The sequence below is a fragment of the Pseudoalteromonas sp. PA2MD11 genome (assembly GCF_017808125.1).
Lineage (GTDB): Bacteria > Pseudomonadota > Gammaproteobacteria > Enterobacterales > Alteromonadaceae > Pseudoalteromonas > Pseudoalteromonas simplex.
This window is the reverse complement of record NZ_JADKNF010000021.1, coordinates 73,653-87,195: the sequence shown is the minus strand read 5'-3', so window position 1 is coordinate 87,195 and position 13,543 is coordinate 73,653. Positions and strand designations below refer to the sequence as shown.

11 protein-coding genes and 1 tRNA gene are annotated in these 13,543 nt (G+C 39.9%); 7 read left to right on the top strand and 5 right to left on the bottom strand.

The annotated features are described in order from the left end of the window. Positions 1-203: 203 nt before the first annotated feature. Both nadA and ISP07_RS18650 read left to right on the top strand, forming a co-directional pair. Positions 204-1,244: a quinolinate synthase NadA gene (gene nadA / locus ISP07_RS18655; RefSeq protein WP_209328531.1), complete on the top strand. Its 1,041-nt coding sequence runs from the start codon at positions 204-206 to the stop codon at positions 1,242-1,244. A 146-nt stretch (positions 1,245-1,390) separates the two neighbouring features. After that, a tRNA-Ser gene (locus tag ISP07_RS18650) sits at positions 1,391-1,478 on the top strand. A 329-nt stretch (positions 1,479-1,807) separates the two neighbouring features. Here the strand turns inward: ISP07_RS18650 and ISP07_RS18645 are convergent. From ISP07_RS18645 to ISP07_RS18635, 3 genes are all read right to left on the bottom strand, one after another. Further along, positions 1,808-2,827 carry a bacteriophage abortive infection AbiH family protein gene (locus ISP07_RS18645; RefSeq protein WP_209328530.1) on the bottom strand — a complete coding sequence of 340 codons (1,020 nt, stop codon included), beginning with the start codon at positions 2,825-2,827 and terminating at the stop codon, positions 1,808-1,810. Between the two features lie 305 nt (positions 2,828-3,132). Then, positions 3,133-4,617, bottom strand: coding sequence for a KAP family P-loop NTPase fold protein (locus tag ISP07_RS18640; RefSeq protein ID WP_209328529.1), 1,485 nt, complete (start codon positions 4,615-4,617; stop codon positions 3,133-3,135). Between the two features lie 383 nt (positions 4,618-5,000). Then, positions 5,001-5,339: a carboxymuconolactone decarboxylase family protein gene (locus ISP07_RS18635; RefSeq protein ID WP_209328528.1), complete on the bottom strand. Its 339-nt coding sequence runs from the start codon at positions 5,337-5,339 to the stop codon at positions 5,001-5,003. 229 nt (positions 5,340-5,568) lie between these two features. On the opposite strand from ISP07_RS18635, the gene ISP07_RS18630 reads away from it, so the two are divergent. Beyond that, complete coding sequence (locus tag ISP07_RS18630; protein ID WP_209328527.1) at positions 5,569-6,453, top strand: AraC family transcriptional regulator; 885 nt, start codon at positions 5,569-5,571, stop codon at positions 6,451-6,453. Positions 6,454-6,480: 27 nt separating this feature from the next. Here ISP07_RS18630 and ISP07_RS18625 read toward each other — a convergent pair whose 3' ends face one another. Both ISP07_RS18625 and ISP07_RS18620 read right to left on the bottom strand, forming a co-directional pair. Next, positions 6,481-6,879, bottom strand: coding sequence for a DUF2750 domain-containing protein (locus ISP07_RS18625; RefSeq protein ID WP_054561299.1), 399 nt, complete (start codon positions 6,877-6,879; stop codon positions 6,481-6,483). A gap of 85 nt (positions 6,880-6,964) precedes the next feature. After that, the gene (locus tag ISP07_RS18620; RefSeq protein ID WP_209328526.1) at positions 6,965-7,546 is read right to left on the bottom strand and encodes a TetR/AcrR family transcriptional regulator; all 582 of its coding nucleotides are present in this window, start codon (positions 7,544-7,546) and stop codon (positions 6,965-6,967) included. 121 nt (positions 7,547-7,667) lie between these two features. Here ISP07_RS18620 and ISP07_RS18615 point away from each other — a divergent pair, with 121 nt between their 5' ends. From ISP07_RS18615 to ISP07_RS18600, 4 genes are all read left to right on the top strand, one after another. Further along, positions 7,668-8,711, top strand: a complete 1,044-nt coding sequence (locus tag ISP07_RS18615) for an alkene reductase (RefSeq protein WP_209328525.1) — start codon at positions 7,668-7,670, stop codon at positions 8,709-8,711. A gap of 212 nt (positions 8,712-8,923) precedes the next feature. Beyond that, positions 8,924-11,281: a TonB-dependent receptor domain-containing protein gene (locus ISP07_RS18610; RefSeq protein WP_209328524.1), complete on the top strand. Its 2,358-nt coding sequence runs from the start codon at positions 8,924-8,926 to the stop codon at positions 11,279-11,281. Between the two features lie 57 nt (positions 11,282-11,338). Continuing rightward, the gene (locus tag ISP07_RS18605) at positions 11,339-12,466 is read left to right on the top strand and encodes a sulfatase-like hydrolase/transferase (protein ID WP_209328523.1); all 1,128 of its coding nucleotides are present in this window, start codon (positions 11,339-11,341) and stop codon (positions 12,464-12,466) included. Between the two features lie 41 nt (positions 12,467-12,507). Next, complete coding sequence (locus tag ISP07_RS18600; RefSeq protein ID WP_420706875.1) at positions 12,508-13,518, top strand: alkaline phosphatase D family protein; 1,011 nt, start codon at positions 12,508-12,510, stop codon at positions 13,516-13,518. The last annotated feature ends 25 nt before the right edge of the window (positions 13,519-13,543 follow it).

The following is a 13,543-nucleotide window of genomic DNA, read 5'->3' as shown; positions in this document are numbered from 1 at the left end:
GTCATTAGCTCAGTTGGTAGAGCAGTGGACTTTTAATCCATTGGTCGATGGTTCAAGTCCATCATGACCCACCATTCCTGATTTATCTTTTCTTTCTAAGTTATCCTTTATTTATCTTAACAGCTCGCAGCAATACTGTTCATTAGCTTAAGATTCTCGTATAATTCGCGCCATGAATGCACTGTGGACTAAGTGGTCGAGAAATGAGTCTAGCTGAACAAATTATGCCTGAAGATTATATCTTCCCTCCAAAGCCAGCTCCGTTATCAAAAGACGAGCAAGCTGAGTATAAGGCACGTATCAAACAATTATTAAAAGACAAGAACGCGGTTCTTGTTGCCCATTATTACACTGATCCTGAAATTCAAGCACTAGCTGAAGAAACAGGCGGTTGTGTTGCTGACTCGCTAGAAATGGCGCGTTTTGGCGCTAAGCACGACGCAGATGTAATTGTGGTAGCCGGTGTTCGCTTTATGGGCGAAACAGCAAAAATCCTAACGCCTAATAAAACAGTTGTTATGCCAACGCTTGCTGCAACCTGTTCATTAGACGTAGGTTGCCCAATTGAAGAATTCTCAGCGTTTTGTGATCAGCACCCTGATCGCAAGGTAGTAGTATATGCAAATACATCAACCGCTGTTAAAGCGCGTGCAGATTGGATTGTTACTTCTTCATGTGCCCTAGAAATCGTTGAGCACCTTGATGAGCAAGGCGAAAAAATCATTTGGGGTCCAGATAAACACTTAGGTTCTTACATTCAAAAGAACACAGGTGCAGACATGATCATGTGGAATGGCGCCTGTATCGTTCATGACGAGTTTAAAACCAAAGCACTTAAGGATATGAAAGCCTTACACCCAGATGCGGCTGTATTGGTTCACCCAGAGTCTCCTGCGGAGATTGTAGCCTTAGCTGATGCGGTTGGCTCAACAAGCCAACTAATCAAAGCAGCGCAAACTATGGACAACAAAAAGTTCATCGTAGCGACTGACCGAGGTATTTTCTACAAAATGCAGCAGTTATGCCCAGAGAAAGAATTCTTTGAAGCCCCAACAGCGGGTGAAGGCGCAACATGTAAAAGCTGCGCACATTGCCCGTGGATGGCGATGAATGGCTTAAAAGCGATTGAAGAAGCACTGACAGATCCACAAGGTAAAGAAGTGTTTGTTGATATGGACTTACGCGAAGGCGCATTAAAGTCGCTTAACCGTATGTTAGATTTTTCAGCAACCCTTCAACGCTAAGAACGAATTGACTATACAAAAGGCAAGGTGTTTACCTTGCCTTTTTTGTTTGATTACTAATCACTTAACTGCACTATTTTAAAAAGCCCTTGCGTCTGTAGGGTTGTTTTCATACTATAACGCCGCGCTATACTCTAAGCGCCTTAGGTGACGTGTCCGAGTGGCTGAAGGAGCACGCCTGGAAAGTGTGTATACGGCAACGTATCGAGAGTTCGAATCTCTCCGTCACCGCCATCCTACCTCAAAGCATTGTTTCCTTTTATGTCTGATGTTTATTGGCCAAAAGGGAAATTACTTCACCTAGTAAATTCAATAATTACTCTCGAAGACTATACCTAAATCGCCTAAGCTAAGGCTTACAGGGTATTGGCTCTTGATTTTTTAAACCTTATTTGCAGATCTTTCTTCACAGTCCCTCGGTTATTTTTTAAATCCTAACTAGAAGTATATTTATAAGGCTCATTCACCAGTAGAAAGGTAGTCCTTTGTTAATGAAGCAAGAATTAGAGTTTTTAGTTTCAGTCCTTTACTATTGCTATCAAATAGTCAGTTATCTAAGTTAATCAAAAAGGTGGAATTCTTGAGTTCATAAAAATTCTTGAGTTAAAGGAAATATAAATTTTATTTTCGATGCTATCCGGCCTTTCTTCTCCAAAAATATGTTGAATTAGCTCACGTCTTCTTCTATTTCCTCTAGCCGGATTAAGCTTCCTAATGTTTTTATTGTGCTCAAAAATAACGAGTCTGCATTCTCTTTCACTTAGTTCCTTTGATATTTGATCCCACCATATCCTATCTGTAGCCCCAAGCGATGAGCCAAAAATACAAATAATATCGGCTTGATGAATTATTTGTTCGCATTTGCTTTCAACAGCGTGTCTTTGAACTAAATTGCACTCTGACTTAATAAATTGATTAGTTATATCAATATTTTCTTTAAAGTGAGAGTTATTAATTTGCGATTTATCGTTAACACCTAAGATCATGTTTTCATACACAGACCCATGGACATGGTACAGAGAGTCTAAAATATGAGTTTTTCCCCTGTGCTCTTCTTTAATGCCCAAAGATGTATGCTCATTGGAGTCCTGCTTAATCCCTAAAATGCTCTCAATAGTATTTGTATAGTTAAAATTCACGATACTGAAAATAATTGAATTAGAATTTTTTGTTTGATAAAACTCAATTAATTCATTTTTGTCTCTGGTATCTAAATGCTTATCAGGAATGAAAATGTCAGAGAGTAAACATTTTCTTATTTTTTCTTTAGAAGACTCAGGAAGCATGCTTTGAAACTCGGTCTGAATATCTATTAAGTATTCAGCAAGTTCATCTTGGATGTTATCAAAAAGAGTGTCAAATTCATCTAAGGAAGAAAGGTTCTCTAAGTAATTCCCTAAAGAAAGTTCTAAATCAGACCACTTGTTGGTTGTAATTAACTCCTTTGAGAGATGTTCCTTAAATTCATTAATTAATTGATCTTCTGAAGACTTAGTTAGGTAGTAGTCATAGAAATCGGAATATCGTGTTTTTAATCCCAGGTTTATATCAAACCCATTTCCTAATATGTAGACAACTCTCATATTTTATAAAATGCTCTAAAAAGTGATGAACTAAAGTAATCATTTATGTTTAACTCAACTAGCATATACCTAGCTGAGTTAAATAGTAATTAATAAAGACAAAACTTTCTACCATAAGCTCTATTTAAAGGAATAAGCTTGCTTTGCTTAATTTTTCTTTTGTGTATTTGAGAGTAGATTAGTTTGGCCTGAAAGCCAAAATGATAATTTCTCTTTATATTTTTAATCCTTTCTAGGGTGATTATCTCCACTTTTGGCGTTTTAAGGACAAAGTGAACCTTAATCAGAGGCATGCTAACTTGGATCTAATCTAACTTTCCAGCTAGTTTAGACACTTTTATGTAATCATCCCAAAGCCAAAACCTTGAAGGTGAATTCACTGAACTAGCAAAATATTCTTTATATATCCTGTTAATTTCTGTGAATGCAACCGCATATATTCCATTTTTCCCATTAGTTTTATTTCGAAAATAATCGTTTGCTCCTACAACAGTAGTTTTATTACGTTTTGCAGGTCGGTCATTTTGAGTAATTTTATGCATCTTAGAGCAATGAACCATTAATGAAGCAAAAAGATTGAATTTGGAGACTACGTCTTCAGGGTAGATAACTTTTCCTACCTCAAAAGCTTGCATAAGTTTAACTATTTCAGGATAAGAACCATCATTTTCGATAAAAATATATTGCTTGGTATCCATTTCTACAAGCACTAAAAGTAGAGTAAAAATGTTTATATACTGCTTGCCTTTATTATTCTGAAACTCTTTTACTGCATATCTAAGACAAGCTTTTAGCTTAGAGACTAGCTGATCTATGTCTCTTAAACTCAAATTATAGATTTGAGAAATCCAAGTTATATAATCATTGAGTCCATTTGAAGATAAGTGGCCTTCGACATGTGGATATAACACTAAGCCTTCAGAACTGTATTGAGAGTCCAAGTTTTGCATGCTCAAATACATCTCTATATTTGGCTTTTCTAAACTCGCTTCTCTATCAAAAAACCTTTTTAGATACACATTTGAATCAAAGCCTGAACCGTAAATTGATTTAATCGAATGTTGTAATTGTTCGCTGTCAGTAGCTATGACAAAAACGAAATTATTTGTATTGAAAAAATGCTTTATAACTTCAAGCATTTCTATTGCATAGTTAGGTCTGCACCTATCAAGCTCATCAACTAAAACTACAACTGGTAATTCATAACTAAAATTGCTTTGTAATACTTCAGTTAATTGAGCTAGTTGAGCACGGATGTCTTTTATGGCTTGGATTTGATCAACATGTTCACTCATTACAGCTTTTAAGAAGTCTTGATCAGACTTTTCGAAAAAGACTTTGGCTGATTCTGAACCAATACTTGCTTCATTCCACAATAACTTTGTAATTGCTGCTGCTCCTCCAATAACAGTCCCTTTTAAAGCCTTCCCTAGATACTCTTGAGCTTTATCAAACTCATTGCCAATATCTTCATTTATTTGGGATAACTGATTTATAAGTTCACTCGCTACTACAGTCAAAGGTATTTCAGAAAAGTCGCTTTCCCAAGCATCAATGTAGATTGTCGGGTGACCCTTAGAGCATAGCAATGAGTAAAGGCGTCTTAAAAATTGAGTCTTACCAGTGCCCCAACCACCATTGAGATTAAGAACAAAGCCTTCATGTTCACCTGTAATATAACTGGCTAAGAATTCACCATATTCACCGCGATTAAGCTTACAATTATTAAAGTTGCAATCCTTTAACCATTCATTGTATTTGCAATTCGTAATAGGGTTTTGTGAAGACACTACATTTCCTTGTTTATAAAGCTTCTTTAATTGATTGAACCATAACATGAATATGAATATGAGGAATACTTATAACAGCAGTGTTTTAATGATACAAAACACTTTTCTGTTATATTATTACCTGATTGAATTTAAAGGCTTTTATTTTTTGATGGTAGTCGAGAGTTCGAATCTCTCCGTCACCGCCATTTCTTAAATTTACCCCACCATTGCAAAGTGCTTTTCAAGATTACATTTAGCACGCATGGCTATGTGACTACTGACCTTTCTGGCAAGTTCTATTACTAATAATTCAAGTTGTTCACGGCTATAACCAAGTAATACACAACGTTTAAGTTGCTCGCTAACTAAGCTGCTGGCATCGTCTAGGGCAAATAAAGCGCCTAAGAGGCAAGCTCAAATACTGTGTTGTTTTGCTGCTCTATGCCAAACGGCAGCTGACCAAATGTGAGTGCGGTTTTTAGCTGTTGCTCTGTGCGTTTGATCAGCAACGCATTTGAACCTTGAATATCATCAAGTGACTTTAAAATCTCTAGCGCCAGCAATGCTTTTGGCACCCCAGAATACACACTGATATGCGGTAAAATATCACACAACTCTTGCATTGAAACGCCATCATTCAATGCGTGCTGACATGCTCGTTTTAACAAAGGCTTGTCATGAACGGTGACCAAAGCAGCGATCGCGACAAACACAAATAAATCCGTGTTGTTATGGTTCATAATTTCTCTTTTGATTTTAGATATTGAATGTATTGAGGTTTTGTAGCTTTGGCTGATTGCAAAGAGCATGCAATCGAAAAATTGAAAATACATTATGGTTGATGATGGCGATTTCTGCTTGCCATAAATGATTTAATTTTTGCCTAAAATAACGAACTGTTACCCAAAATGGTCCTAACCTCAAATTACGGTGATACACTTAATTGAGTATTTCTTAGAGGTAATCTAAATGCGTCAGGCATTAATAGAAGCGGTTAAAGCGATAGCGATTTCAGACGGTAATTTTGAAACAGCAATTCCTGAGTTATTGGTGTTCATACGAAGCGAAGTTTCATTACCGATGGCCTGCGTGTATGGATTAGGGCTGGGTATTAGCTTGCAAGGTGCAAAGCAAGTTGTGTTGGGTGAACATAGTTATGATTACACTGACGGCCAATCATTAGTGACCTCAGTCGATGTGCCCGTAGCTTCACAAATAACGCGTGCTAGTAAAGAGCAGCCATTTTACGGTCTTTACTTACGCTTAGATGCTCATGAAATCAGTCACATTGTTGCTGAAATGGATTTTGCCGGGCAAGACAAGTTTCCTAAGCACCAAGCTATGTCGGTGGTTGATACTGATAACGGCTTACTTGATGCTTTACTTAGGCTTATTCAACTCGACAATGAGCCACATTTAAAAGCTAATCTTGCGCCACTAATTAAAAAAGAAATCATATTGCGTTTATTAAATAGTCCGCATAGCCCTTATTTAAGACAGATTGTGATGTCTGGATCTGCCCATCAAAAAATCGCCAAAACCTTATGTTGGTTAAAAGAAAACTTTACCAGTCAATTTTCAATTGATGATTTAGCCCGTGATGCACACATGAGCCCGTCAACATTCAGGCTGCATTTTCGTGATGTAGTAAAGATGAGCCCGTTGCAATACGTAAAAAATTTACGGCTACAAGCGGCAAGACAATTAATGCTGAATGAGCGTATTGATGTAGGCTCTGCAGCTTTAAAAGTGGGCTACGAGAGTCCATCGCAGTTTAGCCGCGAGTACACACGTTTTTTTGGCAAGCCACCGGTTAAAGATATTTCAGCACTGCGGTTACAACAAATCGCATAAAAAAGGGAGCGCATGGCTCCCTTGTATTTAAAATCGTCTTTTTGGCATTCTCAGTTGTGAGTCAAATTCATCAGGGAATAAAATGGTGCCGTCGTCTTGGTCTGTTGGAAATACAGCAATAAGTAAATCATCTTGCTCAAGACCAGGTGTCCAGCGACTTAACCAGTCTTTTACAGGGATGGCTTTTGGTGTGCAGTCTTGCCATTCACCGGTTGCCCAGCTTTGGGCAAATTCGCGGCTAGGCCATACAGGCACGCAGTCGTCATCTTCGTTTGAGAGCATGACGCAGCCATGTTCATCATTGAGGATCCACACTTGTTTAAACTCTTGAACCGTTTCAAACATATAAGCGAGTCGTTTCTTAGCGCCTAAGGCGAGTACAGCATCAAATTCAGTTTCAACACGTTTAGCAGTTGCATTATTCATGACAGGCTCACTCTTTTAGTTATACACAGCTACACCTTAATCATAAGGTGATAAATTAATATGACAAGTAAAGTTATTAGCTAAATTAATTTACTAATGCAGCAAAAAGATCGTCAGCAAGTTGTTGCAGAGATTTAGGGTCTTGATTTGTCAGCGCATAGGTACGAATACCGTATATGCCCATGACTAAAAAGCGCGCCAACTGTTGCGCTGACTTGCTACTTACAAATTCGTTGTTATCTAGCGCTTTTTGAAGTTGCTCGGCGAGGGCATTCTCGTATGCATTAAGGTTGCTACGCAGCACAATGCAAATTTGTGGGTCATTGCCTTCAACCTCAGAGATACTCTTTGTAAGTAAGCATACTTTAGCTACTTCACCTTCAATACACTCATCAACAATCACAGTTAAGTAATGTTTAAGAGTCGATAAAATTGATTGTTGGTCATTAAAAAGGGCAGTAAATTGTTGGTTTCTGTCTTTTTGATATTGCTCGGTGGCGGCTAAAAACAAGCCTTTTTTGTTGCCATAAGCCGCGTAAATAGAACCCGGGTGAAGGTGAGTCACTTCTTTTAATTTTTGCATACTGGTCTTCGCATAGCCATATTTCATAAAAGCATGCATGGCTTGGCGTAGTACAAATTCAGTATCAAATTCAGCAGTTCTCATTAAGGCTCCTCACGCTTTATAAACGAAGTTTACGTAATCTTGAACGATTATTCAAAATAAACCTTGAAGTGTGTATGTTTCACCCTTATCTTGAATGTATGTTCAAGATAAGGATAAAACCATGACAACCGATTTACTTTCTCCGTTTAAACTAAATGACAGCATTGAGTTGCAAAACCGTGTACTAATGGCACCCCTTACACGCTGTATGAGCGACGATAATCTCGTACCTACCCAAGCAATGGTTGACTATTATGCGCGCCGTGCTGATGCGGGCTTAATTATTAGCGAAGCAACGATTATTCGCCCAGATTCACAAGGTTATCCAAATACACCGGGTCTATTTAGTAGCGAACAAATTCAAGGTTGGAAGAAAGTCACCGATGCTGTGCACGCAAAAGGTGGCAAAATGTTTGCTCAGCTTTGGCATGTAGGTCGTGTTGCTCATCCTCACTTTTTTGGTGGTGATGTACTGGCACCATCAGCAATTGGTATTGAAGGTTCGGTACCGAGAATGCGTGAGTTAACTTACGTTACTCCAAAAGCGGCAACCATTGAAGACATTCAAGGTTTAATTGCTGATTACGCAAAAGCGGCGGAAAACGCTATTGAAGCGGGTTTTGACGGTGTTGAAATTCATGGTGCAAATGGTTACTTGATTGATCAATTCTTACACTTTGCTGCCAACCAACGTGAAGATCAATACGGTCAAACACCAGAAAACATGTCGCGTTTTGCTCTTGAAGTCGTTGATGCAGTAGTTGCAGCAATTGGTGCAGATAAAACTGCATTACGTTTATCGCCAGGGGCGTATTTTAATATGACTGAAAGCGATGGTGATAAAGCAGTATTCGATTATCTATTACCAGCCCTTGAAACACGTAACCTTGCCTACTTACATGTTGGTATTTTTGATGACAGCATGCGCTTTGCAAGTTTAGGTGATAAGTCAGCGTCTGAATATATGCGCGGAGCGTACAAAGGTACCTTAGTAGGGGTAGGTAGCTATAGCTTTGAGTCAGCTAATCAAGCTATCGATAACAACCAATTTGATTTAATTGCGATTGGTCGTCCATTCATTGCGAACCCAGATTACATCAGCAAAGTTAAAAATGGTGAAACCTTAACACCATACAGCGACGAAATGCTGGCTGAACTGATTTAAGCAAACCTAATAATATTGTCCAACCAATAAGCGCTCAGTTAATTTAACTGGGCGTTTTTTCTAATACTTTCTTATTTATTAAACGGTTAAGTCTTAAATCTGCCATGAAAATGCATTAATTGTTTAATTGTTGTGTCAAAAATTTTGACCCTAAATGTAATACGCGCTCTGCATACTGTGCCCGCTTTTAAATACGTAACCTTGGAAAAACAATGAGCACAGTAGCAAAAAAAACAAAGCTAAGCCTTGTAGTCGCAACGCTTTTAGCAACATCGGCACATGCAAACACGAATAACGAAATTGAAGAAATTACCGTTGTTGCAAAGCCAACCAGTTATGCAAATAATGTTATTGAACCTGCGATGCTTGAGCAACAAAGTTCAGTATCAAGTGTGTTAGCCGTGATTGATAACCTACCGGGTATTAGCATCAACGAAGGTGATGCATTCGGTGGTGACGATTGGTCAACCACCATTACTATGCGTGGCTTTAGTATTGATGGTAATCAACAGCAATTAGGTATGACGATTGATGGTATTCCTAATGGTGGTTCTAACTATGGTGGCGGTGCAAAAGCAAACCGTTACTTAGACAGCGAAAACTTAGCAACGGTTGAAGTAGGGCAAGGTACGTCTGATATTGCTTCAGCATCACTTGAAGCATTAGGCGGTACTTTCAATTTTGTGAGTGCACAACCGAGTACCGAGCAAAGCACTACGTTTGCTTACACAACGGGCGATCATAACGCTAGCCGTTACTTTGTTAAGCACGAAACCGGCACTGTGTTTGATAACACGCAAGCCTATATCAGCTATTCGCAAACAGATACCAGCCGCTGGGTTGGTGATGGTAGCAATGGTGGTAAAGACAATCAGCACATTGAAGCGAAGTTTGTATCCGACTTTAGTGACTTAACTGTAACAGGTCGTGTTTCGTATGATGATGTTCATGAAATTAACTATAACAGCATCAGTATTAGTGAATTTGAACAAAACCCTGATTGGGATCGTTTAACTTGGAATTGGACAGGCGTGCCGCATTTTGATCAAATGTTTGCTGAGGGCTGGGGTACACTGCGTGAAAATACCCTTGCGTATGTAAAGTTTGATTACGCGTTAAGTGCCACTTCAAACTTAAGCTTGTCGCCTTACTATCATAAGAATTCAGGTCGTGGCGATTGGATCCCGCCTTATTTAACATCACCGGTTGATGGCGATGGCAACCCAACAACAATTGGCGGCGAAAACGCTGGTAGCTACGGCTTCACCGACAGCGACGGTAATCCACTTGCACCTGCTGCAGGTTGTACGGCAAGTTTAGAGTGGCCATGGTCATCTGGCCCCGGCTTAAACCCAGCCTGTTACCCAGATAATGCCATTCCGGTTATGTCGTATCGTCATACTCACTACAAAAAAGACCGCTTAGGTATGACCGGTGAGTACCAAGTAACGCTTGGCAATCATGATATTGAAGCCGGCTTTTGGTTTGAACAAACAGACCGCGATGAATCACGTGACTGGCATAAAGTTATTGATGCCCGTGTCTATCATCACTTTGACCATACGCCGTATTGGACACAGTACAAAAACACCTTTGAAACCGATACATTCAAATGGTACATACAAGACTCAATCAGTTTAGGTGATTTCACACTTAATTTAGGTGCTAAACAGTATCTTGTTGAGCTGCAGCGTTATAACCATTTTGAAGATGAATACTCAGATAAAATCGACAGTGATTCTGACGTACTATTCAGCGGCGGGGTGTTGTATCAGCTATCTGCAAGCACAGAGCTATTCACCAGCTACAGCGAAAACTTTGCGGCAATTAAAGATGGTGTACTTGAACGTGATTCATCAACACTGACCGAAATTGAACCTGAAACAGCTGAAAACATCGACCTAGGTGTGCGTTACAGTGATGACCGTTTACGTTTAACGGCAACCGCTTACAGCATCGAATTTGATAACCGTATTACCTTTATTGCTCCGGGCAGTGATACCGATGGTATTGACTACACGATTGGCACGAACGGTTCTTACATCAACGTAGGTGGTATTGAGTCAACGGGTGTGGAGCTTTCTGCAAGCTATATGCTGACTGACAAATGGAACCTTTACACATCGTATACGTACAATAACTCTGAGTATCAATCGAACGATCCAAGTGCTTACAACAGCGAGGGTGAGTTACTTGAAGAGGCATCAGCAAGCTTTAAAGCGGGTGATGAAGTGATTGACTCAGCACAAGATTTATTTGTGGTATCGGCAGATTACTACAGTGGTGATTTCCGCTTTGGTTTATCGGCTAAATACACAGGTGAGCGTTTAGGTGCATGGACTGATGAACAAACCCGTTCGCGTAACGAGGTTGATGGTTACACTTTGGTTGATTTAAACATTGGTTATAACACCAGTCTTGATTCAGGCGTGTTTAAATCAATCGACCTTGCATTTGTGGTGAATAACCTGTTTGATAAATCATATCTCGCAGGTGGCACAGGTAATGGCTCTACCTACTTTATTGGTGCACCACGTACAGCTGCTCTAACACTTACAGCGCAGTTTTAAGTAATAAGCTAACGTTTTAAATAGCCCATCGTTGATGGGCTTTTTTACAGGTGAAATATGAAAAAAATAATTTTAGCCACGGCGGTTGTAGCGGCATCACTTTTAAGCATAAGCTGTAAAGCTGCCGACAATGTTGTGCTCGTAACTCTTGATGGCCTTCGCTGGCAAGAAGTGTTCTCAGGGGCAGATGAGAACCTTATTGATAACACTGATTTTGTTGCAAATACAGATGAACTAAAGGCGCTTTTTTGGCGAGATGATCAAGCACAGCGAACTCAAGCGTTAATGCCATTTTTTAGCGAAACATTGGCAAAGCAAGGCGTTTTGATTGGCGATAGAACTCAAGGTTCATTGATGTCGGTAAGCAACCCGTGGTATTTCTCATACCCAGGTTACAGTGAAATTTTAACCGGCGTAGTAGACGAAAATATCGATAGTAACGATAAAGTGCCTAACCCCAATAAAACCATTTTAGAGAGTTTAAATACTCAGCCAGAATTTAAAGGTAAAACCGCGCTTTTTGGTAGCTGGGATGTGTTTCCCTATATTGTAAATCGTGAGCGTAGTGGGGTTTATGTTAATGCTGGCTTTGAAGCTTTTGATGCAGTGAAGTCAGCCGAAGTGACTCTGCTAAACCAAATGCAAAGCGAGATCCCAAGCCCTTGGCACAATGTGCGCCTCGACAGCTTTACCTACCGATTTGCCAAACAATATTTATTAAATAAACAGCCGCGTTTGCTGGTTATTAGCTTGGGTGAAACCGATGACTTTGCTCATAACGGTAAATACGATGCCTATTTAAAATCGGCTAAACAAAGCGATGCGTTTATCCGCGACCTTTGGCAAACAATTCAACAAACACCGGGCTATAAAGACAACACCACAATGATCATTACCACCGATCATGGCCGTGGCAGTCATGCAGATGATTGGCAGCATCATAGTTCGAAGCGTGCTTTGGCACGTTCAGAGCAAGGTAAGCAACGTTTTCCAAACGGCATTGTTGGCTCTGAGCATATTTGGTTAGCGGCCATTGGCCCAGATATAAAAGCAAAAGGCTTAATAAAGCCCAAAAATGAACTTAAACAAGCGCAAGTGGCTGCAACTGTGTTGAGCGTTTTAGGCATCAACAGTCAGCAAGTTAACCCGAAGATGGCAGCGCCGATTAAGGAGATTTTAAAATGAGTTTCACTCTTCGTTTGTTTAGAAGCGCCTTATCTGGATTAATGCTGGTTAGTTGTGCGAGTGCCGCACCGAATAAAATTTTGTTTGGCTCATGTGGTCATCAAGACAAAGCTATTCCAATTTTTGATGCTATCAACAAAGAGCAAGCGGATTTATTTATGTTCCTTGGCGATAACATTTATGGAGATACCGAAGATATGTCGGTACTTGCCGATAAATATCAACGTTTAGGGCAAAAGCCGGGCTTTAAAACATTACGTGCGAATACGCCAATCATTGCCATGTGGGATGACCACGATTATGGCGAAAATGATGCTGGCAGTGAATACCCAAAAAAGCAGCAGTCACGAAAAATCATGCTCGACTTTTGGCAAGAGCCTGCGGATTCTGCTCGCAGGACTCGTGAAGATGGTATTTACACTTCTTACACGTACGGTGAAGGTGAGCAAACAGTAAAAGTCATCATGCCTGATCTGCGTTTTAATCGCGCGCCATTGAACCACGTATCGGCGATGACCTATCAACTTGAACGAAAACCTGCAAAACAAGGGCCTTATAGCCCAACAACCGATAAAAACGCCTCTATGCTTGGCGAAAGCCAATGGCAATGGCTTGAACAAGAGCTTAAGTCAGATGAAAAGATAAAAATCATTGCCTCAAGCTTACAGCTATTAGCTGATTTTACTGGTTGGGAGTCATGGGCTAATTATCCGGCTGATCGTGAGCGCTTATTTGCGCTTATTAAAAAGCATAAAGTAAACGGTGTGATGATTGTCAGTGGTGATACCCACTGGGGTGAGCTCTCTAAGTATCAACAAAACCTAGATTATCCTTTATATGAAATGACCAGCTCGGGGCTTACAGAAAAGTGGAAAGATGTTAGCCCTAATAAACACCGTGTGGGTGATTACACTCATGAGGTGAATTACGGCGACTTAACAATCGATTGGCAAAAAGCAGATCCTACCATTCGTATTGCGCTTAAAGGTATCAAGGGTGATGAGATAATGCACACCGAGTTTGCGTTATCGACGATAAGCCCATACCAGTAAATATTGCCTGCTGCGCATATCCTAA

Excerpts from the sequence above, each read along its gene's own strand:
- nadA (WP_209328531.1), top strand. The coding sequence starts at position 204 with ATGAGTCTAGCTGAACAAATTATGCCTGAAGATTATATCTTCCCTCCA.
- ISP07_RS18645 (WP_209328530.1), bottom strand. The coding sequence starts at position 2,827 with ATGAGAGTTGTCTACATATTAGGAAATGGGTTTGATATAAACCTGGGA.
- ISP07_RS18635 (WP_209328528.1), bottom strand. The coding sequence starts at position 5,339 with ATGAACCATAACAACACGGATTTATTTGTGTTTGTCGCGATCGCTGCT.
- ISP07_RS18630 (WP_209328527.1), top strand. The coding sequence starts at position 5,569 with ATGCGTCAGGCATTAATAGAAGCGGTTAAAGCGATAGCGATTTCAGAC.
- ISP07_RS18625 (WP_054561299.1), bottom strand. The coding sequence starts at position 6,879 with ATGAATAATGCAACTGCTAAACGTGTTGAAACTGAATTTGATGCTGTA.
- ISP07_RS18620 (WP_209328526.1), bottom strand. The coding sequence starts at position 7,546 with ATGAGAACTGCTGAATTTGATACTGAATTTGTACTACGCCAAGCCATG.
- ISP07_RS18615 (WP_209328525.1), top strand. The coding sequence starts at position 7,668 with ATGACAACCGATTTACTTTCTCCGTTTAAACTAAATGACAGCATTGAG.
- ISP07_RS18610 (WP_209328524.1), top strand. The coding sequence starts at position 8,924 with ATGAGCACAGTAGCAAAAAAAACAAAGCTAAGCCTTGTAGTCGCAACG.
- ISP07_RS18605 (WP_209328523.1), top strand. The coding sequence starts at position 11,339 with ATGAAAAAAATAATTTTAGCCACGGCGGTTGTAGCGGCATCACTTTTA.
- ISP07_RS18600 (WP_420706875.1), top strand. The coding sequence starts at position 12,508 with ATGCTGGTTAGTTGTGCGAGTGCCGCACCGAATAAAATTTTGTTTGGC.